Origin of the sequence: Phocaeicola paurosaccharolyticus JCM 15092, from assembly GCF_000613805.1 — a bacterium.
In the GTDB taxonomy this organism is placed as follows: domain Bacteria; phylum Bacteroidota; class Bacteroidia; order Bacteroidales; family Bacteroidaceae; genus Phocaeicola; species Phocaeicola paurosaccharolyticus.
In genome coordinates this window covers 20,168-41,093 of the sequence record NZ_BAJR01000019.1, presented here as the reverse complement: position 1 = coordinate 41,093, position 20,926 = coordinate 20,168, and the positions used below count along the sequence as shown (strand labels likewise).

15 protein-coding genes are annotated in these 20,926 nt (G+C 41.2%); 3 read left to right on the top strand and 12 right to left on the bottom strand.

The genetic code is table 11. The annotated features are described in order from the left end of the window. Positions 1 to 278: 278 nt before the first annotated feature. Genes JCM15092_RS15605 through JCM15092_RS08990 form a run of 3 tightly spaced genes read left to right on the top strand, consistent with a single transcriptional unit; the run spans position 279 to position 2,465 of the window. Positions 279 to 1,028, top strand: coding sequence for a threonine/serine exporter family protein (locus JCM15092_RS15605; RefSeq protein ID WP_204367513.1), 750 nt, complete (start codon positions 279 to 281; stop codon positions 1,026 to 1,028). Positions 1,029 to 1,073: 45 nt separating this feature from the next. Further along, entirely contained in the window at positions 1,074 to 1,550 is a 477-nt protein-coding gene (locus JCM15092_RS08995) for a threonine/serine exporter family protein (protein WP_024994377.1), read from the top strand. A gap of 6 nt (positions 1,551 to 1,556) precedes the next feature. After that, positions 1,557 to 2,465 carry a LysR family transcriptional regulator gene (locus JCM15092_RS08990; protein WP_024994376.1) on the top strand — a complete coding sequence of 303 codons (909 nt, stop codon included), beginning with the start codon at positions 1,557 to 1,559 and terminating at the stop codon, positions 2,463 to 2,465. A gap of 193 nt (positions 2,466 to 2,658) precedes the next feature. Here JCM15092_RS08990 and JCM15092_RS08985 read toward each other — a convergent pair whose 3' ends face one another. The 12 genes from JCM15092_RS08985 to JCM15092_RS08930 form a co-directional block, all read right to left on the bottom strand. After that, positions 2,659 to 3,582 (bottom strand): hypothetical protein, encoded by a 924-nt coding sequence (locus JCM15092_RS08985; RefSeq protein ID WP_148296634.1) that lies wholly within the window; start codon positions 3,580 to 3,582, stop codon positions 2,659 to 2,661. 46 nt (positions 3,583 to 3,628) lie between these two features. Then, entirely contained in the window at positions 3,629 to 4,225 is a 597-nt protein-coding gene (locus JCM15092_RS16635; protein ID WP_159101385.1) for a DUF3575 domain-containing protein, read from the bottom strand. Between the two features lie 63 nt (positions 4,226 to 4,288). Continuing rightward, the gene (locus JCM15092_RS08975) at positions 4,289 to 6,508 is read right to left on the bottom strand and encodes a hypothetical protein (RefSeq protein ID WP_024994373.1); all 2,220 of its coding nucleotides are present in this window, start codon (positions 6,506 to 6,508) and stop codon (positions 4,289 to 4,291) included. Positions 6,509 to 6,613: 105 nt separating this feature from the next. After that, positions 6,614 to 8,404: a leucine-rich repeat domain-containing protein gene (locus tag JCM15092_RS08970; protein ID WP_084488519.1), complete on the bottom strand. Its 1,791-nt coding sequence runs from the start codon at positions 8,402 to 8,404 to the stop codon at positions 6,614 to 6,616. Between the two features lie 46 nt (positions 8,405 to 8,450). Further along, positions 8,451 to 10,172 (bottom strand): leucine-rich repeat domain-containing protein, encoded by a 1,722-nt coding sequence (locus JCM15092_RS08965; protein ID WP_024994371.1) that lies wholly within the window; start codon positions 10,170 to 10,172, stop codon positions 8,451 to 8,453. Positions 10,173 to 10,323: 151 nt separating this feature from the next. Continuing rightward, a complete protein-coding gene (locus tag JCM15092_RS16630) occupies positions 10,324 to 12,168 on the bottom strand; it encodes a leucine-rich repeat domain-containing protein (RefSeq protein WP_024994370.1) in 1,845 nt (614 codons plus the stop codon). Positions 12,169 to 12,184: 16 nt separating this feature from the next. Continuing rightward, complete coding sequence (locus tag JCM15092_RS08955; RefSeq protein WP_024994369.1) at positions 12,185 to 14,245, bottom strand: hypothetical protein; 2,061 nt, start codon at positions 14,243 to 14,245, stop codon at positions 12,185 to 12,187. A 30-nt stretch (positions 14,246 to 14,275) separates the two neighbouring features. Continuing rightward, the gene (locus tag JCM15092_RS08950; RefSeq protein WP_024994368.1) at positions 14,276 to 14,689 is read right to left on the bottom strand and encodes a hypothetical protein; all 414 of its coding nucleotides are present in this window, start codon (positions 14,687 to 14,689) and stop codon (positions 14,276 to 14,278) included. Positions 14,690 to 14,788: 99 nt separating this feature from the next. Beyond that, complete coding sequence (locus JCM15092_RS08945; protein ID WP_024994367.1) at positions 14,789 to 15,418, bottom strand: hypothetical protein; 630 nt, start codon at positions 15,416 to 15,418, stop codon at positions 14,789 to 14,791. A gap of 37 nt (positions 15,419 to 15,455) precedes the next feature. Further along, positions 15,456 to 16,691, bottom strand: a complete 1,236-nt coding sequence (locus tag JCM15092_RS08940; RefSeq protein WP_024994366.1) for a fimbrillin family protein — start codon at positions 16,689 to 16,691, stop codon at positions 15,456 to 15,458. Between the two features lie 39 nt (positions 16,692 to 16,730). After that, positions 16,731 to 19,154: a fimbrillin family protein gene (locus JCM15092_RS08935; RefSeq protein ID WP_084488515.1), complete on the bottom strand. Its 2,424-nt coding sequence runs from the start codon at positions 19,152 to 19,154 to the stop codon at positions 16,731 to 16,733. Between the two features lie 33 nt (positions 19,155 to 19,187). Beyond that, positions 19,188 to 20,801 carry a fimbrillin family protein gene (locus tag JCM15092_RS08930; protein WP_084488513.1) on the bottom strand — a complete coding sequence of 538 codons (1,614 nt, stop codon included), beginning with the start codon at positions 20,799 to 20,801 and terminating at the stop codon, positions 19,188 to 19,190. Positions 20,802 to 20,926: the final 125 nt, after the last annotated feature.

The window sequence follows — 20,926 nt, the reverse complement described above, 5'->3', positions numbered from 1 at the left end:
TAAATTTAGCCTATGAAAACAAATCCAAATTGCAGTTTTTATCTATAACAGTTAAAGAAAGAAACATTAAGGAACAACAATCCATAGCATATATGCAGAGTAATTTTGCAGCGGAAATTAGTTAAGTATTTAAGATATGGAATTTGGATTGATTATTTTTTGGGCTTTTATAGCTATGGTTATTATCTTAGCTTTTGGGAAGAGTGTATGTTGTAAATTTATAGCATTAAATAGTAAATATCACATCATTGGAATAGAACATAAAAGTATATATACTTGTGAAGGCGAAGACGATGACTTGTAATCTGCATAAACAAGAAGCTATTAACAGGACACATGCAATTGATTTTTTCAGTAATTATGCCACAACTCTCCTATCATCAGGAGCAACGTCACTAAGGACTGAAACGAATATTGGACGCATGGCCGAATTCTACAATATTAAGGTAATAATAACCATTATGCCAAAACATGTTCAAATTATGCTGACAATGGGCGATGAATCGGTAGTGCGTGTCGTTAGCCGAACAATGGGGATAAACTTCTATTCTATCACAGAACTGAGCAGATTAAGTTGGAGAGTGGTTGAAGAAAGATTGGACGTGGCTACTGCAAATAAAATATTGGAAGAAATCAAATCGAAGAAAAGATGCCATATTGCGATAGTGACAATAATGGCAGGTTTAGCTAATGCATCTTTTTGTAGGTTATTTGGTGGTGATTATTGGGCAATGTTTTTTGTTCTAATTGCTACAATAAGTGGGTTCTATACTAAACACGAATTGGTTAACAAAATTGGTATTGATGCACGCATAGCAACCATTTTTGCCGCAAGTATCTCTTCCGTATTATCATGCGGTGCATCAATGTACGGACTTGGGAATACACCTGAAGTTTCCCTTGCTACGAGTGTCCTATATTTAGTACCTGGAATCCCATATATAAATGCATTCAGCGACTTAATTAACGGGCACCATATTTGTGCACTTTCTTGGCTTATCTCGGCTTTAGAAACGACTATCTGCTAGGTACCGGACTCGTATTAGGAAACTATTTATTAAATCTTTGATATTATGGAACTATCGTTGATAGAAGATCTAATTTATGGTGCAATCGCCTCCATTGGTTTTGCAACAATAAGCAACCCTCCTATAAAATCTCTTAAATATTGTGGCATTATTGCCGGATTAGGACATGTGGTACGATTTTTGTTAATGAGAAATGTAGGATTGAACATTATCTGTGGCGATTTCATAGCTGCCTTATTCATTGGATTTCTTGCGGTTATCATTTCAGGAAAAGCAAAGTGTCCTGCTGAAAGCCTCTCCTTCCCTGCTTTACTTCCTATGATTCCAGGGATGTATGCCTATCATATGGTACAAGGATTAATAGGATTGATGGGAGTAGATGGTAAAGAAGATTTTGACCATTTTTTCTTTTTGTTTGGATACAACTTAATTATAACTCTTAGCGTAATTTTCTTAATGGTAGTAGGCATTTCATTACCTATATTCTTCTTAAAAAAGCTATCATTTGAGGCAACTAAATAAAAATATATGGAACTTAGACAACTTAAATATTTTGTGACAACAGCCGAAAAACTCAATTTCTCAGAGGCGGCTCGCACATTATTCATAACACAAAGTACACTTTCACAACAGATTGCTTCACTTGAAAGAGAGCTAGACGTAAAACTTTTCGAGCGAAATAAACATAAGATGTGGCTCACAGACATGGGGAATGCACTATTGCCTTCAGCTTTACGTATATTACAAGATGCCAACGCCTGTTTAGACAATATTCAAGATGTAAAAGGTCTATACTGTGGTGAGATAAATATCGGTACATCCTATACTTTCTCACCTTTGCTACAAGACACCGTGTTGGAATTTATGAAAGATTATCCCGGCATACGACTAAATATTTATTGTAAGTCTATGGAAGAGCTATTGGATATGTTGATTCACAGACAGATTGATGCCGCTTTATCTTACAAACCACTTGAAGGAAAAGCAAATATTGAATCTCATATACTATTTGACAGTTCCCTTTGTGCTATAGTTTCTAAAGATCATATATTAGCTAAAGAAAAGAATGTATCTTTCCGAACTCTGGAAAACCATTTAATATGCCTTCCTGCTAAAGGTATGCAGGCTCGTTCTACTCTTGACAATATCTTGGATTCTATTAATCAGCCTCGTTTAGATATACGCCTTGAAATAAACGATATAAATTTCCTTTTACGTCTTGTTGCAAGGAGCAAATTGGTTACATTTCTCTCGCGAGCAACCGTTATTAATTGTACTGATGTAGTAGCAGTTCCTATAGCATATTGCGAATGTAATATGCAAGGTTCTTTTCATGTTATTAAGGACAGCTATATGAAACAAGCCACCAAAGCATTCCTAAAAAAATTATGTGAAAATAAAGACTTCTCTATGGGTATGCTTTCTTTCTTACAATAAACAAGTTAAGCAAAATCAGCTGTAGTACAACACATCTATATCTCAAGCAGCATGTCGCTAGATATTCCGTACATTACTCTTTTCAGTGGTTTCAACACTTATTTAATTATAAATTAAGGGACTATCCTACTTTGGAATAGCCCCTTAATCTTTCTATTATAAAAACGTTTTACTGAATAGGAATAATTTAATATTACTCTCCCATTCCACCTTCATCCCAACCTGGAGTCCAGCCTGTTATGGTTCCTGAAATACCATCTATTCCTAAGTTTATTATTGCATCAAGTCTCAAGGAAACATCATACGAAGATGTATTGAAACTAGCGAGCAGGGTACTTACATTCTGCTCGTAAGTAAATGTTTTGCCGTTACCGAATGTCACTAATATGCGAAGTATCTGAGTTGCATCAGTGTTAATACCGAGCAGATTAAATGATGTGTTGAATGCTCCATCGGAAGCTGGTTGTGTTGCATTATCAACATAGTATGAAACAATATTAGCAGCATTGTCAGAGCGAGGTATTATACTTTTTGTTACCACATCTCCATTTATAAGACGGACGTTGCTTATACCGCTTAGAGTTACATCAATGTCCTTTATCGCTGCAGGATCAGCTCCAACAAGAGCCCCTTTTACAATGAGACGGCGTGTCATCAGCTTAAGAGCCATATTTTTTGTAATACTGTTATTGTATTGCACATTTAGTTCCTCTTGCGCTGCTTCGAAAATAGGTAATGAAGAGAGTTTATTGTCACTTCTAGAAGGCTCCATTACAAGACCTGCCGATGTTACCGACATTCCCTCAGGCAACAAAGAGCCGGAAGGTATCTTAACAGCTGTAACTGTATAAGTCCCGGCTTCTATATTGGTTGCAACAGACGGAGTTACCGCATAACTTTTGTTATCAGCTGATGTAAGTATCACTGTTGTTTTTGCATCGGCATCGGTTATGGTACTGCCTTTGAGGTTTATAGTAAACATTCCTGGATTTTGAGACGCCGTCCCATCCGGATTGTAAATAGATTTATAGTCGTCATTGCCGCACGAAGTAACAACAGCGAGTAACAACCCGCATATTAATGATATGCGAAAGCTGCCTGTTCTGTTTTTATTCATTAATTCCATGTATTATTACATTGATAGGATTAATATCTTATGACTCTTATTTAAGATCAAAGTGGTATGCTACTGACAGTTCCAACTGAGTAATGCCGAAAGAATTCTTAATTTTTCTTCCTGTAAAGCGGCTTTCACTGGTAGGTGCATAGTACTCGTAACGTTCAAAGTCGGTATGCACATATCCCAGACCTAACCCAAGGTCTAGACTGAAGTTACTAAACAGTGGAAATGTATAACCACCTGTAACTCCGGCAGTGTAGTGCCAACCATCACGTCCAAGAGTACTTAGTAATTGGTCATTGTACTTCATATAACGGGTGCTTACACCAATATATGGCCCGGAAAGCATATCGTCAGAGGTGGCAGCATTGAAATAGCGGCGTCCTTCGGCTCCAACTCCCGAGATCTGCAAATAATCACCCTCCTTGTTCAGCAAAGAGACATGACCATCAATGCTAGCCTGCCAGCGACCGGCTATCTGTATGTCTGCTCCTAATGAAGGAGAAAGCATTCTGAGTGGCACCAGATTTGTACGCATACCTATATATTCTATTTGTGCATTTACAGATGTAAATAGTGATCCTGCCACCATAAAAGCGACTACGGCAAACATTCTTATTTTGTTCATTTGTTTTTTCATTGCAAAAATCATTTTAATCGTTATTAATTAATTTGTTATTTTATTCTTCTCTTTTCTTATCTGTTACTCTCCGTTGTATCCCCAATATATTGGTGGAGCCTGAGAGATGGTTGCACCTTCGGATACTCTCCAGATGCCGGTGGCATTCCATGTACGATAAGCGATAGAAAGTGAGCCTGATGATGAAAGAACTACGGTTTCAATATTGGTAAATGAAGCAGAAGTTGCTGCTACCAACGAACTATAATCGGTGGCTCCCAGAGGTACGTAGCTATATCTTTCCAATACGTCCTTGCATATAGCAGCTTTAGCTTCACTACCGCTTGCATTGGTGGCATAGCATGAGGCCAGATTTCCATAAGATGTATAGTTTTTAGAAATATAGCCTATAAGAGCACCATTACTGAAATCCGAGCCGGTAGTACAAACATTGGTTGCGTAACAGCCTAAAACGTATGCACCTTCCATTGCGGCCATTAATCCGCCAACACTTCCTGAGTTAGTATCATTAGGATCGGCAGGAGTTTTAAGTGTACAGCCATCTGTGTAGCAAGCTAAAACTTTGGTATTAAAACTTAGTGAGCCTACTAAGCCCCCTAGATTATATCCATAGTAACTTGTTTCCATATTCATATTGGACACACGGCAGTGAACTACACTTGCATCACCAGGATTTATAGATCCTATAAGACCACCACCCCAGCCATTTAATCCTGATGTAGTATTATCGGTTAAGCTACCATTTATTACACTGCAGTTGGATACAAAACCTTTGTCAAGCCCTCCCGCAAGTGTTCCGTTATATCCTCCATGAGATGTTTGAAGGGTACAATTGCTGAAATGCAGATTATAAACAATACCTCTTTTTATAACTCCAAAAAAGCCTAAATATCCACCTGTTTCCGAAGAGACAAGCTTCATCCCTATTATTTTGTGCCCGTTCCCGTTAAACTTGCCGGTAAATGCTTCTGCATTGGTTTTACCCAGCGGTGCCCAATTACTTTTACTTAAATCTATATCATTCATCAAAATGTAGTTTCCACCCAAGTTAGAGGCAATGGCTTCCAAGTCTTCACGAGTATAAATGGGAGTTGGTGCTCCGGTTTCGCCGGTTTGCCAACCAGGAACGGTGAAGTTAGCATCCGGAGTGGCGGTGCAACTTCCAGGACTTAAGTTGAGGCGGTAAACGTATGCATCTCCTCCCTTATCGGCCATCTGGCGGCCAATGCCATCGAAAGATCCACTTGAATTGGGTACGGTCACTGTAATTTTTCTTCCGTCGGTAAGAGTTACTAAAAACGATTGCAAGTATACAGTATAGGTGCTATATAGCTGCGCTTTCCATGGTGTAGTTCCCGAAGGCTGTGTACCTGCTACCTCACTTGATGAGGGGAACAGACTGACTGTTGCATAATCAGTCGGCGTACCGGTTGTAGTGCTTACCACTTTGGCTGTGATGGATGCTACTGATGCTCCGCTACCCAAGGCAGACAGGTCACACGCTGTTACAGCTATGCGTCTCGAGCCATGCTTCATTGTAATGCTAAAGACACCATCTGTAGGGTTGGCTGTAACAGAATATTCGCTTTCGGTGGTGTTCCAGGTACCATCTGTGCATCTTCCTTCTGCTAGAAGAATATCGCTATAGGTGGTAATACCTGTGGTGGCATCAGCTGTTTTATACATTTGGGCAAGGTATACCCCACTCATTCTGCTAACAGCAGTTCCTTCGGCCCATGCAGTACCATATATATTCTTAGCAATGTTATCAGGGTTTTGTGTAGGATCATTAAAATCCACACCATTATATTTTTTCCCTAAATAAGCGAAATCTATGATGCATCTTCCGCTTGCGGGAATGGTTATATCGCCATTAAGCAACCATGAGCCATCTGACTGCATAGTGGCGTAACGGTAAATTTCAATGTCGGTTACTGAGCTTATAGTGATTCCTATGTGCAGGCGATCGCCTTCTGCCCATGAGGTTTTCTCGTCCACTGCTTCAGTGATTTCTCCAGCACGGGTGACTATGGCACGAGTAGCAGCTGTGAAACCACCAGGGAGTGCCACAGACGACAATCGATGAATAGTGATGCTTCCGTCAGCATTTTTCATTATATCACGATTGGCAACGGTAAGGTCCTCGTCGGACGAGCAGGATGCCATGAGCAGTGACAACAGCACAATGCTCATAAGTGAAGAACAGAATGAAAGGAGTGAAAAGCCATTCTTTCCACGTACTCCATAACTGCTCTGCTTGTTTTTGTTTATTATTGTCTTCATTTTTTTAGTTATTAATAATTTCTTCTCTGTTTCCCATCATCCACTATGCATGAAGGATATCAGGATATGTATCCGTAGGTTCTTGTATGCTGCATGGATGATTTGCTACTTGTATTGTATAGCTTTCCATTTTTGTCCAAACCATGTAAGACCATCGGTTCCTACTTGTGGATATATGCTTCCACCCGTCTTGTCTGCGTTAAGAGTAAGTGTACAGAGCCCAAAATAGCTAAAGTTACTTAAGGTACCTGAATCAAGAGTAAAGGCACCTGTAGCCGTAAGATTTAGCGTGGTAAGAGGTGTGCCGGCAAAAACTATCTCGCCAAAACTTGTAGCAGACGGCAAGTCCACACTGGATAGTGCCAAACAAGCATAAAAAACACCTCTTCCAATACTTTTTGCAGCAGGAAGGCTAATATTTTTTAGTGCCATACAGAATGAAAAAGAATCATCTGCAATACTTTCAGCAAGCGGTAAATCCACATTAGCAAGTATATCACAACCATAAAAACTATCTCTACCAATTGTTATTGCTTTGGGTAGACTGACACTAACAAGCGCTTTGCAATTTCGTAAAGAATAGTTTCCTGTGCTTTGTAACATAGGAAAATTTACACTAGAAAGCGAAGTGCAATCAGAAAATGCAAAGTTTCCAATGCTTGTTGTAACAGGCAGACTTATGCTGGAAAGTTTGGTACAAGAATCGAAAGCATTATCCGGTAGTGTTTCAATACCCGTAAGTGTCATATTCACTGCTGTTGTGCGGAGATTTGCAATTGCTTTAATAAAACTAACAGCTGTATTTTTGTCGCTTTCAGCTGAAAGGTCAATAATCCATTCTTTATATTTATCAATATTTATAATGCCAATGCCATTGTTATAAAACTGCGCGTAAGTACCTCTCCATATTGAGTATTGCCCACCATCTTCATCACCTGCTCCCTGCTGCACTAAGAGCATCAGTGAATTTATGCTATACAAACGGCCAGCCTCTGCGTGGAATGTTGGTTTCACCACCCCACTCACTCCGTCCGCAGTTACTGTGGTAACAGCAGTTGTGTTAGCAGGGTCGTCTACCGGTTGGTGCAAATAGACTGTAGAAGTAAGTGCAGCATTGGCTGGCTGAGTAGGATTGGCAGTTTGTACTGTTGGGCAACTTACGGTAGTAGCTATTCCACTAGCAGAAGTAACCGTTGCTCCTTGTCCAAGGGCAAGGCCGGTTAGGCGAACTAACGCTGTTTGTCTATGCCACTTGTCGGCGGCAGGAGCAATAGCAATACCTGTTTTGGTAATGTCATCCGGTATTAAAACTGTGCTTTGTCCTGTTATTTGTTCTGTGCCTCTATTAATAACCATACTGGTAGTGGTTGCATCAACAGGCGAATCATCAGCTGAAGAGTAAGTACGGCTATAAGCATAAACCGCCTTTACAGAATATGTGCCAACAGGCAAGCGCAACGAGGTAGGCATTGCCATCCAAGAAGTGCCATCATAAGTAAGCGTTTGGATGTTTCCAGTTGCCATTTGGGAAGCTGCTATCTCTGTTGTTGCTCCGGCATCACTATAACAATGAAAGGTAACATTCACCAAGTCTCCTTTTTGCCATGAAGCTGTGTAACTTCCACCAGTAGCAACATCGCTGGCTGTGGTTCGTGAAGAAGGTAATGTCGCATCACTGCCTGAAACTACCTCTGAAATAGTAGCTGCAGGCTTACCCACACCTTGCATGGTGGCAGTAACCGTCATCGGCGCACCGGTGCGTGTCATTGCCTCCTCATCCATAGACTGCGAGCACGAAGTTCCAATGCCGACAAGCAGGGCAAACGCCACTCCACTAGTCAGTAAAGAGCGAACTACTTTACCACTTTTGTTCTTATTTATATTAATAATTATCATAACGATTCATTTACTTTGGTTACATGTTATCAATCTTTTATAACTCCTATTCCACATACTGAATAGCTTTCCATATTCGTCCATACCATGAGATGCCATCAGAATCAGTTAGTGGCCATCCCGTACCTCCAGGCTTCTTATCTACATTAAGATATAGTGTACAGTTCTCAGAATTAGAAAATTGTTCAAATATTTGGGAACTAATATTGAGGCTACCTGCAGCTGTAATCTTAAGGGTATTAAGTACGTTACAATTAATAAAATTAGATAGACCTAAAGTTGAAGCAACAGGCAAATCTACATAGTTGAGCGATGAACAACTTGCAAAGACACCACCAACAAGATTTTTTGCAGACGGCAGTGTTATACTTTTAATTGAAGTACAACTACCTAAAGCAAAGTTTTTTACCTCTTCTGCAACCGGTAAATCAACACTAACAAGAGAGGAACAACCATAAATCGCATATTCCTGAAGAGTTATTGCAGATGGTAAGCTCAAATTGGTAATTGCTGAGCATCTAAAAAAAGCACTATATCCAATATCATTTGCCAAAGGAAGATTAACATTGGTAAGTGCTGTGCAGTCACAAAAAGCCAATTTACCAATGGTTGTAGCTTTAGGAATACTTACACTGGTAAGAGCTTTACAATAGCGAACAGCATTCTCCTCAACAATTGTCACTGTAGGCAAGTATAAACTTTCAAGTTTATCACATTCTAGAAAAGCTCCAGAAGGCAGTACTTCTATACCAGTTAGGGTTATATTCAATTTCTTATTGCAAGCTTTAGCTTTATCATTAATAAAGGTTAGAGCTGCAGGTTTATCGGCTTCGCTTACAGCTGAAAGATCTATTATCCAACTTGTACAATAGTTAATGTTTGGATCACCGGTTCCATTGTTATAGAAATTGGCATAAGTATTATTCCATTTTTGTCCACTGTCTTCGTAGTCTGTGAGAAACAACACAGGAACATGAATACTATACATACGGCCCGCCTCGGTATTGAAAATGGGTTTCACAAGTCCATTAATAGCATTAGCGCTTACTGTAACAGAATTATTTATCGGCCAATGATAATAAACTGTCGCCGTTAGTGCTTCGTTGACATATTGTGTAGGATCAGCAGTCTGCACTGTTGGACAATATAAATAATAATCTCTATATTTTGCATTAATACATACAGACTTCCCCAAAGGTAGGCCTGTGAGGCGCACTAACGCTGTTTGTCTCTGCCATTTGTCGGTGGCTGGGGCAATGGCAATACCTGTTTCGGTAATGTCATCCGGTATTAAAACTGTGCTTTGTCCTGCTATTTGTTCTGTGCCCCTATTAATAATCATACTGGTAGTGGTTGCATCAACAGGCGAATCATCAGCTGAAGAGTAAGTACGACTGTAAGCATAAACCGCCTTTACAGAATATGTGCCAACAGGCAAGCGCAACGAGGCGGGCGTTGCCGTCCATGCCGTGCCATCATAAGTAAGCGTTTGGATGTTTCCTGTTGCCATTTGGGAAGCTGCTATCTCTGTTGTTGCTCCGGCATCACTATAACAGTAAAAGGTAACATTCACCACGTCTCCTTTTTGCCATGCAGCGGTGTAACTTACGCCGGTAGCAACATCGCTGGCAGTAGTTCGTGAGGAAGGTAATATTGCATCACTGCCTGAAACTACATCTGAGACAGTAACGGCAGGCTTACCCACACCTTGCATGGTGGCAGTAACCGTCATCGGCGCACCAGTGCGTGTCATTGCCTCTTCGTCCATAGACTGCGAGCATGAAGTTCCAATGCCAGCAAGCAGCGCAAACGCTGCCCCCCGGGTCAGTAAAGAGCGAACGACTCTGCTACTTTTGCTATTCGTTTTATTATTATCTATCATGATTATTTTTTTCTATTTTTGATTACCCGGTTACTAGTTACTCGTACTGTATAGCTTTCCATGTAACTCCACCCCATGTAAGGCCATCGGCTTCTACTAGTGGTGTTACGCTTCCAGTTCCGTTCTGCTTATCGGCGTTGAGATATAGCGTGCAATTAGCAAAGTTTGTAAAGCTTCTGAAAACATCTGTAGAAAGAGTTATTGATTCCACGGATGTAAGTTTTATCGTGGTAAGTGCAGAACATTTTTCAAAAGTATTATTTCCTATTGTTGTTGCAGCAGGCAGGCTTACACTGGTAAGGTATGTGCATTCAAAAAAAGTACCTCCGGTTATTTTTTTAGCCTTAGGCAACTCCACATTGATAAGTGATGTGCAGTAAGCAAAAGCAGATTCTCCGATGGATAATGCTTCAGGCAGGTTTACGCTGGATAGTGATGTGCAGTAACCAAAAGAGTTAACTCCAATTTGTGTTGCCGCAGGCAAATCCACTTTGGTAAGCGCATAGCAATTTATAAAAACACCTTCTCCAAGTTGTGTTACTGCAGGCGAGTTTACATTAGTGAGCAATTTGCAGTTCTCGAAAGCAACAGACTTAATGTATGTTACCTTTGGAAAACTTACACCGGTAAGTGAAGTACAGCCATTAAAAGCCAATTGCCCCACGGTTAATGCAGTAGGAAGAGTTACAGTTCCTAACTGCTTACAATCCTTAAATGCTTCATCAGGCAGAGCTCCCAGATTATTAAGCGTAAGCGCCACAATTCCATCGCTGGTGCCGCCCGGGACTACAATATTCGCCATCCGACTTTTTATTTGAGTAATCTGAGCAGCGATTTGGTCGGTGGTCATTCTGGCAAAATCATACGTCCAGTTCAGCTTCCCGTCACCTCCCTGTATAATGTCCTCGCCATTACCATTACCATTAGCAGTGGTAAACGAAGCTATTTGCACAGTCTGAGCTGTTAATGCTTCCTTGCGGTCTACCGTTACATTATAGGTGTAAAGCTTACCTGCTTCCGGAGTAGCTATACCTGCAATTGGAAGGGTGATGCGCAACTTGCGTTCCTCGGTTATTCCTTCTGTAACATTGGTAAACTTTACGGTAAGAATACCAGCCGTTGCTCCTCCGCTAACAGCAACATTTGTGTTCACAGCACCCATCACTGCACACGAAGTAGCAGCGAGTGATGCCCTGCGATCTGCTTGTAAAGTGGGATCTTCAGTATCACCCATCATTGGGGTAAAATCAATAAACTGAGCTGTGTAACCTGCCAGTTTCAAATCATCTGCCAACTTAAACTGAAAACGCATACCTGCAAAAAGTAGCTTTATCTGCAATGTGTATGGAGCTTTGCGAGTAGCAGAGTTGGCTGTGATAGCAGGATTTTGTATACTGCTTCCAATTATTGAATAGAAGGGGACATCATAATTACCCGAATTACCATCAGTGCGAGGCTGCGAAATAGAGAATTTATTTGCTGCGTAAGATCTTAATGTATAATCTTTACCGCGGGTATAGTCAATAATGTCTTTGTATCCGTCGCTCAAGTTCAAAGCATAACTCACAGCTCCACTACCATCAACTTGCCTGGTAGTAGTATATAGTGCATATTGCCTGCTAACTCCACTAATTCCTTCGGCTGTTTTATAATAATGGATAGTCAACGTTGTTCCGTCAGGAATGTTCATAGCCACACTTCCTTCTTCACCGGCACGAGTTAGTTCGCCACTTCCCTGCCCACCGGCAAGTGTTGCACTTAAATTAAGTGGCAGCGGTTGACCGTTGTCTGCACAGGCAATATCTTCGTTCTGGCAAGATGTAGCCAAACCGGTAAGCATTGCCATGCCTGCTAGTGCAACAAGTTTATTTATTATTTTCATTATATATGTTCTTAGATTAATAGGTTAATTGTAAATCGTAGTTTCTAACTGCCTGTGGCAATCCGTCGGTACTTGTCTGGAATATGTAACGGACAGGATCATTTAACCACGAAGGATTATACACTCCAATGACAGCATTGAGTGTTTTGGCATCAGCCCAGCTGGTATAACTAGTGCTGTAAGTACCTACAACGGAATTGAAATCTGTACCTGTAATGTTGATTAAATTCGATATATTACCTGCAGTGGAGGTACCCACAACCAAAATGGTAGCCGAGTTACCAATGCAAGTGAACACATTCCCCATGTTAAGTCCCACTATACTACCAGTGTAGCGGACAGATCCTGTTAATGTACTCACATTGGCATAACAAGCGAAGACATATCCCTCGGTACCTGTGTTTACACCTACTATACCACCAGTAGCAGATTCATCAAGCGAAACTCCGGTAATAGATGTAGTACCTATAACTCGACACACTGCAATGCAGCCACCATTATTACTACCAACTATACCACCAATGTTTCCGACATTAGTGCCGTCACCCTGAAGAGCAATAGTAGGGTTAGAAACTGTGCAAGCAATAAACTTACATATTCCTCCCAGACCAATAAGTGCACCAACATTTCCAGTTATTGCTTTTACTACAGGTTTATCGAGTGTTACATTTTCAATATAGGCTCCTTCTGCAAAACCAAAGAGACCATAATTTCCATTATCAGCCAAAGTTTGATTGATATACATATTTTTAATGGTGTGCCCTAATCCGTTGAATCCACAGGTAAAAGGCATTGTGGAAGTACCTATCGGTGTCCAGCTTTTTGCTAGAGACTCACTACAAACTGACTGTAGGTCGATATCATTTGCCAGTACCACGGGGTTAGCAGCTGTAGGTGCACCACCTGAAAGTGTCCAGTTGGAGTAATTGCCTGCTGCACCATTGGTATTCCACTCATCACGGAAGGCAACAAGATCTGCTGCTGTGCGTATGCCTGGGTGTGATATGGAAGAGTTGCCGCCATCTACACTTGTCCAACTATCTATTGCAGCGCCAAGGGTAAGTGTGGCACGATCGTCCACTGTAAGTGTGGCTGTACGACTATAACCTCTTGTGGTTGCAAAAGCTGTACCTGCCTTTTCGAGGTCTGCTGTGTAGTTCCATTCAGAGCCATTGGCAAGTTGTCCTTTTACTTTGATTGAAGTAAGGAAAAATTCAAACAGATCGGTATAGGGAGGTAATATAACATGCCACTGCGGTGCATTTATACCATCTGTAGTAGCAGTAGCCCCTGTAGAAGTAGCCTCTATGTCATAATATTCATATACGCCACTACCATTTTTAACTCTTACTGTACATGTTACTGATGTAACCTCAGAAAGGGTGCTTTCGGCAGTCTTAGCCACATTGAGCGTTAAAAGATAATTTAGGTGAGTGAAAGCATATGTCAGTTTGCATGTACGCTTATTGCCATCAGTAACAATTGATGTGCTACCTGTGCTATGAAGAGCATCATAACAGACCAATGTACCATGAGTGCTACCACTTGGGGCAGCAGTGTAATAACAACCTTCTACAATGTTAGTACTAAAGCCTGCTGTAAGCTCTGTCTGCCCTGCAGGCAAAGTACCTGTGAATCCTTGGTATTCAGCAGGATAAGAAGTACTCTCACTTTGCGCATCTAGATAAACCGTATGAGGAGTTGTTCCTTCATAGTCACTATATGTATTCCAAGAACCGTCTGCCTGCTTTTTTACATAAGCAGTGGGTTCATTTTCTACGCTATTGCGATATTCAAAATAGAACACATCTCCCTCTTCAAAATCTGTAATTACTTTGTTTGGTTGGGGAATGGCGTCTGCACGGCTTGCTACACTTCTTGCAGCTACCCCATCAATACAGTCACCCTGTATGCTTACACCCGCAACCTGCGCTGCGAGTATGCGTCCTCCGTTAACAGCGTCGTCAATTGCTGTGCTATCGTCTGCACAAGCCGTCATTATGCCGGCAAGCAGCGCAACACACGCCACATTGGCAAATGAAGTGCACTTTTTTATATTATTCTTTATTGTATTCATTCTATTTCTAATTTATAATTTAGTTTCTCACTAACTAGCTGTACCTATATAGTTACCATCCATTTCTCCACCGTTTACGGTAGTCCAGTTACCAATAGTGACACCATGCGTAGAAAGTCCTGCGATGTTATCGTAAGTAATGGTTATGGTTAGGCGCTTACCTTGCATTATGCCGCTTGTGGCATCCGAGGTTAAGTTGTATGTAGCAGTAAGATCTGCACCTGTTACATGTGTTAACTTCAAGATCTGTGCATTGGTCAGTGTACCGTTGATGTAACTATATGTTACGCCAGCTATCGTAGTGGTTTGAGTACCGCAACTAGCAGTTCCTTTATGGAAATAACTTACAGGGATATGTGCACGGTAAACAGCTTCATCACCATTTTTGTATGAGCAGAAAGGAGTAACAGCGTACTGATCATAGCTTGTTGGTATTTTAGGCACAGCCTTGTCTGTAATATGGGTAAGGAAAGCTGTGCGAGCATCCTCTTCTGTACTGCCCCAGCCTATACCACGTTTTACAATGATGGCTACATCTACACTCTAGTGAAGCAGCGTAGCAGTAAGTGCATGGTCTGCTCCCAGCGTTGCAGTGCCAAAAAGGTAATCCGTACCCTGATAACGGGTCTTTGTGCTTTGATCTGTATAGAACGGAGCATCTGAAAAACCTTCTTCTTCTCCAAGCGTACTTTTGGCAGTACCTCCATAGCTATTGATTGTGAATTTGTAATCTCCTCCGTCTATATCCTGGGTATAAATGGCTTCGGGGTAGGTGTTAGGACCGTTGTCGTCAAATCTGAGAGTGGAACCGGGTTTCACCACCCAGCTACCATCACCACCCAGCATGTAGGTAGATGAATAGGAAATACGCTCCGTTCCATTAATAGCTTTCACTATAATTTCCTCGCCTTCCCCCCATTGCCATGCGGTATAACTATCGCCGTTGTAGGCACGAGTACCTACATTAGCGTCATTACATGTTCCCTGTACATTCAACTTACCTATGACTAGCGGTGTGCCTCCCGTAGCGGGCGCAGTTGCATCGTCATTCTGGCAGGAAGTTGCCAGTATTGCCAGTATGGCAACGGCTGCTAGTGAAGAACAGCATGAAAAGCGTAAAAAGCTTTTCTTTCGGCTTACCGAAGTATTAAACTTATTATATGTTGCTTTCATATATATATTCTTTTATTTATTTTTTACTCTTCACATTTTACTTTTTATTACCACCGGTTACATCTCCGTTGAGGTCAATGTTATAATCTCCTTCGCTAGTAAATCCACTAACTGTAACACTCTCTATAACTGCCTTGCTCTCTGTAAGACGGATAGTGTAAGTGTAAATGTGACCTGCCCAAAAGGTAATTCCGCCTGTGGGTACTACAATATTGTAGGTTTTACCATTGTAAGCATCTGTCTTCTGCCCCCTAAAGGTAAAAAGCGTTTGTCCTTCTTTAAAGCTGGCACCGTTGGCAGCTATGCTCTCTTTGTTTGCCTGAGAAACGAATAAGCCGTAAATCACCCTGTTTTCTGTATTAGTCCATGAAATATTGTCTACAAATTCTTTCAGAAACCATGGAGATTGAAAAGCAGATGTACTGGCAGTTTGAAGAATACTACACCATTTTGGATCAGGATATTTAACCAAAGAAGAAGATACAAAGAACTCGTCACTAGCCAAATATGGCTGTGCAGCTGTGGCCTCTCCATAAGCACCGATAACATTGAAGTTTACCCTTGCATAAGGATAGCGCAACAGGATAGCACCATTGGCCGGTGCTGCTCCATCGGCAGCAGCAAGGTCGGCTGTAGCAATAAGGCTTGCGCCGTTCATTTTTGCCTTTCCCGTCCAGAAGGTATAAAGATCAGCACTATCATATTCAGTACCTTGCAACAGAGCATTCATGTTTGCTGGAAGAGCACCGTTAAACTCCATTGGTAAACCATGAATACGCATGTTAAACTCACCAGAAGCCGGCACAAACAGCGAACCGTCAGACTTTGTTCCCACAGGGGTAATGCCCACGGTGGCAAGATCGGCTACGGATATGGGCGACAAATTCAAGTCGGTAATAGTACCTTTACCTACAGATAAATCTGTAAGTGTGGCTAAACTCGTTTCAACTAAAGTGCGGTAATATCCCACGGAAATGGGCTTATCAGTAGTACTGCCATCATGCCCATCAAAGCTGACTTCTACCATGTAGTAACTATAAATAGGAGCCAATGCACGTGTTGTTACTGACTTGGTGCTTGCCGCTGGGGTAGTACTGACAGAGGTCTTTAAATTGATGGAGCCAAGAACAGTGAGAGTGCTCTGCCCTTCACTATTTGTAAGCTCGCTGTCGTTAGTGCAACCCGTAGGCAGCACCAGCAACACAGCTACAGCCAGCATAGTAAATATGCTACGTGCTGCAACCGGATATTTTGATTTTATATGAATGTTCATATCTTATTTCTATTTTATATTCTATGCGTGCATTACAAATTAGTATTGGAAACTGCCCGTAGAGGAGCCACCTTCCCCCCAATCGTTCACATTAACAGTACCAATCTTCACTACCGACTTGTTTACAGAGGCAGTAAGTGTATGGATGCTTCCTGTAGCAAGAGCAATGTTTGTGGTTAAATTGAAGGTTTTTCCTGCTATTACCAGTTTAATGCCGGTAATGCTCTGCGGACACACAATGGCAGTGTAAGTACCCAAAGCATCTGCTGTACCGCTGGCATTGCTCATGGTGATGGTGCGGGAAGCGTTTTCATAAGTAAGTTCCGCATCGGAATACCCATATACATATTTAGCCGAAGTGAAAGTTAGTGTAGCTGCTTTCAGCTGATCTGCAGTATAAGTACCGTCACTCTGTAACTTCACTACGAGTTTACCCATAGCATGTTTCAATGTAAATGAAGGAGTTATACCCCAAGGAGTAGCAGCTGTAGCTCCTTCTGTTTGCAGGTAATCCCTATCCTGGTTGCCTGACACACTGTTTGCTGGGACAAAAAGTGCTTTATAAGAGTAACTGTTTAAAGTAGCTCCAGCAGAGTACTGTGGCATTTCATCCCAAAGTATAGGGGTATAATTAGTCGAAGCTGTATTTACACTTGCTACACCACTTGTATAAACAATTGGGTAAAGACCTGTAAGATAACCACTCTCGCCATTAATAACAGAGACAGCTAAGCCTCCATCTTCAGAAATACCGTTCAGTGTTTCAGCAGAAATGGTTACACCATCAAGAGTTGCATCAGCTGCTGCATCGGCACCTGTACCCCAGTCGGCCACTGTTACGGCTGCTATCTTTGCTGCAGTTGGGTTAACTGTCAGTGTAAGGGCATTGTTTTGTGCTGAATTCAAATTTACTTCGTTATCAAGTGTAGCAGTGTAAGCATTGCCATTAGCAAGAGTAACAGTAAACTTACTTCCGGCAACAAGTTTTTGGGGAACAACAATAGCAGTAAGCTCGGCCTGACTCTTTGCAGCATCATAAGTTGTAACAAGGTTATATGGTGAAGCAGTACCACTTGCAACTAATGAAAGGCTACCGTCGGCATTGTACAAAGCAGTTGATGCATTTTGAATCATACTTGGAGTAGTGATTTTAGCTCCGATAAGTGAAATAGACACAGGTAAAGAACTTCCTGCTTTTACAACTACTGTAAGCTGTGCAAAGGCATGATGGAACTCTAAGTTAAGTGCCCCACCGGTGGTATGGCTCACAGAAGCAGGTCTGGCAATCAAGCCATCTAAAAGATTGGTTTGTGCATCAGATATTGGATTTCCGTTAACATCTCTATTTACTGCTGATGCATAGAACTGGTCGGAAGCCACAACGTCATCTAAATAAAAAGGTGCTTTACCGCTATTGCTTGCAGCATCAAAAGCCCACACTCCTGCTGCCTTTTTATATATAAGAGCATTTTGCTTATCGCTTTCAACTGAACTTCCACGTTTCCATATACTCATATCAGTAAAAAGAGTAGCATCTGTTCCACTGTTAGTGCCGGCAATGTTGATAGCAAGAGCTGCATCGCCAAGGTTGTTTTCCACCCAGTTGGTTACACTTACTGCGCCAAGAGATATACCTGTCTTCGCTACATTGAGTGTTTGCACGGTGTTTTCTCCGGCATTGATGGCGTGATTTATATTAATAGTATAAGGTTTGCCATCAATATTTATTTGCACGTTGCCCAATGTTTGACCGGCAGGTACAATAGCACGGTAAATAAGGCCAGTTGATGCAGATGCATTTGCAGCATCAGGACAGAGGGTAATGTCTGTTAGTTTATCGGCAGCTGTACCGGATGTTATGCTGGCAGTAGCTCCCCATGTTGCTGTATAATCTGCATGCAAAGACTTTGCCGCAACTGTTGCACCATGAAGTTGATCAGCAGTAAAAGCAGCATTAGCATCTGTTGAATTATTCAACACTACAGTGAACTGTGCCATGAGATGCTTCAAATTAAAACTTAATGTTTGGTTGCGCTTTGTGCTTTCTGCATATGCTGCAAGCAAATCGGCTTTGGCATAACCATCGTTTGCACTTTGATCGGCAGCAACAACTCCATCGGTGGCTCCTTCATTCAATGTAGAGTGGTTTGCTGTAGCATAGAAAGTATAAAGTCCACTACCGTCTGAAGACAAATTATCCCAGAAAAGTGGAGGATTTGCACTCCATGTATTGTTGCTGTATGTATAATCCGCACTTACACCACCTTTTACAGAACCGTTCCAAAGAGTAAGTGTTCCTGTATAAGGAGTACTTTCTACAGAACGTGTTTTGGTGTCATATTCAACAGATGCGCTGAATTGTACACAGTTACTATTATCACCATTTACTGTTTCATCGTTGCTGCATGAGGCACAAAGGCTAATCATTGTTGTGACAACAAATAGTTTTATAATTGATTTCATTATTTATATAATTATTATAGTATTCATTTATTCTTAATCATCAATACCAACACTTGCATTGCCAAGCTCTGTGTTGCTCCAGCCTGCTAATGTTACATCTAATCCAGTTGTACTTTTCAAAATATTCAATGTTAGTGTATTGGTATTTCCGGCTTTGAGTTCAAGGTCTTTCTTAAATGTATAAGTCTTCCCACCAAGGGTAATAACCAAGGATGTTATTGTTTGTGGAGCTATCATACATCTGAATTTAATCTGAGAAGCATCATTAAGAGGTAATGTAATGGTGCGTACAGGTACTGAAGCAACAAAAGACAAACTTCCTTTATTGCTATCAAACTTGCTTTCCATTGAAGAAACGAATGTTACGGTCGCTGCTTTCAGTTCTGCTTCTGTAAATAGATTTGAGGTTGTAACATCACCTTCAGCATTCTTTGAAGTCAGCATGATAGCAAAATCGGCCATGGCATGTTTCATTTCAAACTTCACCATTCCACCAAAAGAAACATTGTTAGCAATAGAAATGAGATAATCCTTTTCGAAATTGCTTCCTGCAACTACTGGTACAGTAGGAACGAATGTTGCACCAAATGTGTGTGCAGCTTCAGACAGTTGCTCCCAATAGATTGGGGTTGTCGCTGATAATGTTGTTTTATTCCAGTTGTAAAGGCCTAAATTGGCTCCATCAACGGTATATACATAAAATTGACCTTCTGTATCAGCAGGCAATACCACGTTCCCTCCTGAAACTACATCAAGTGTTGATGTGCCACCTGTTTCTACACCTGTTTGCCATGGAGTAATGGTAGCTGTTATAGCAGCTGAATAACGATGAAGCGTCATTGTATATGTATTTACAGTTCCTGCAACAAGTGCAAGAGAAGGATCGAGCGAAGCAGTAAAAGCCGACCCATTTTTTGTTGTAAGTGTAATAGATACCCCACTTCCGGCATCAGTTGGTAATACAATAGCTGTAGATTGGGTACCATCAGGCGTCATAGACAATGCAATATCAGCAGCATCTCCAGACTGGCTCAGTTCGGCATTAGCAAGATTCCATGAAGCTTTTGTCTTTGTTCCTTTAATTACTGCTGTAGCATTTGAAAGGTCAACATCTGCTGAGCTATCATCTTTCTGAACTTTCAATACCAATTTGCAAAGTTTATGACTAAATGATAGAGATGCTGTACTGTTTTGTGCAGTCAGTCCTGTAACTTTATCAGCTACCATCAAGTCTATTGCAGGCAAATTAGTCTGTGTAGTAACATCTACAGGTACGATAAGATTGTTTGGAGTTACAGCAGATGTCTGTGGATAATAAGCCAAAAGGTCTGTAGATTTACTACCAGTAGGCAAATATGCTTTGCTGGCATCATCTTTCGCATTAAATGTACCGCTACCATCTGCGGTCACATAGCAGTAGTTAACCTTGCCATCGCAAGGATTTGTTGTACCAGCATCAAATAGTACAAGGCCAATAGCATCATTCTGCTGCCAATCATTGTTGACAGCACGCGAACGAGGAATATTAGCCGTAATTTTTAACGGATTACGATTTTCGAACGCACTTGGTTCGTTTTCGTTGTTGGAACATGCGGTGAGTAGTGCTGTTATTGCAAACACCGCGGAGATACTTCTACAATTTTTCATTTGTTTCTATATTTAAATGACTTAGTTATCACAGGCTTATTTATTATTTCTGAATTCAACTTATAATCTCTTCTTTATCAGAAACACATGATGTAAATGTTTCCTTGATAATAGCCAACAGCAGA

Bases quoted from the DNA above. Each gene is read 5' to 3' on its own strand.
- JCM15092_RS08940 (WP_024994366.1), bottom strand. From the start codon at position 16,691: ATGAACATTCATATAAAATCAAAATATCCGGTTGCAGCACGTAGCATA.
- JCM15092_RS08975 (WP_024994373.1), bottom strand. From the start codon at position 6,508: ATGAAGACAATAATAAACAAAAACAAGCAGAGCAGTTATGGAGTACGT.
- JCM15092_RS16635 (WP_159101385.1), bottom strand. From the start codon at position 4,225: ATGAAAAAACAAATGAACAAAATAAGAATGTTTGCCGTAGTCGCTTTT.
- JCM15092_RS16630 (WP_024994370.1), bottom strand. From the start codon at position 12,168: ATGAAAATAATAAATAAACTTGTTGCACTAGCAGGCATGGCAATGCTT.
- JCM15092_RS08945 (WP_024994367.1), bottom strand. From the start codon at position 15,418: ATGAAAGCAACATATAATAAGTTTAATACTTCGGTAAGCCGAAAGAAA.
- JCM15092_RS08935 (WP_084488515.1), bottom strand. From the start codon at position 19,154: ATGAAATCAATTATAAAACTATTTGTTGTCACAACAATGATTAGCCTT.
- JCM15092_RS08995 (WP_024994377.1), top strand. From the start codon at position 1,074: ATGGAACTATCGTTGATAGAAGATCTAATTTATGGTGCAATCGCCTCC.
- JCM15092_RS08965 (WP_024994371.1), bottom strand. From the start codon at position 10,172: ATGGACGAAGAGGCAATGACACGCACTGGTGCGCCGATGACGGTTACT.
- JCM15092_RS08955 (WP_024994369.1), bottom strand. From the start codon at position 14,245: ATGAATACAATAAAGAATAATATAAAAAAGTGCACTTCATTTGCCAAT.
- JCM15092_RS08930 (WP_084488513.1), bottom strand. From the start codon at position 20,801: ATGAAAAATTGTAGAAGTATCTCCGCGGTGTTTGCAATAACAGCACTA.
- JCM15092_RS08970 (WP_084488519.1), bottom strand. From the start codon at position 8,404: ATGATAATTATTAATATAAATAAGAACAAAAGTGGTAAAGTAGTTCGC.
- JCM15092_RS08985 (WP_148296634.1), bottom strand. From the start codon at position 3,582: ATGAATAAAAACAGAACAGGCAGCTTTCGCATATCATTAATATGCGGG.
- JCM15092_RS08990 (WP_024994376.1), top strand. From the start codon at position 1,557: ATGGAACTTAGACAACTTAAATATTTTGTGACAACAGCCGAAAAACTC.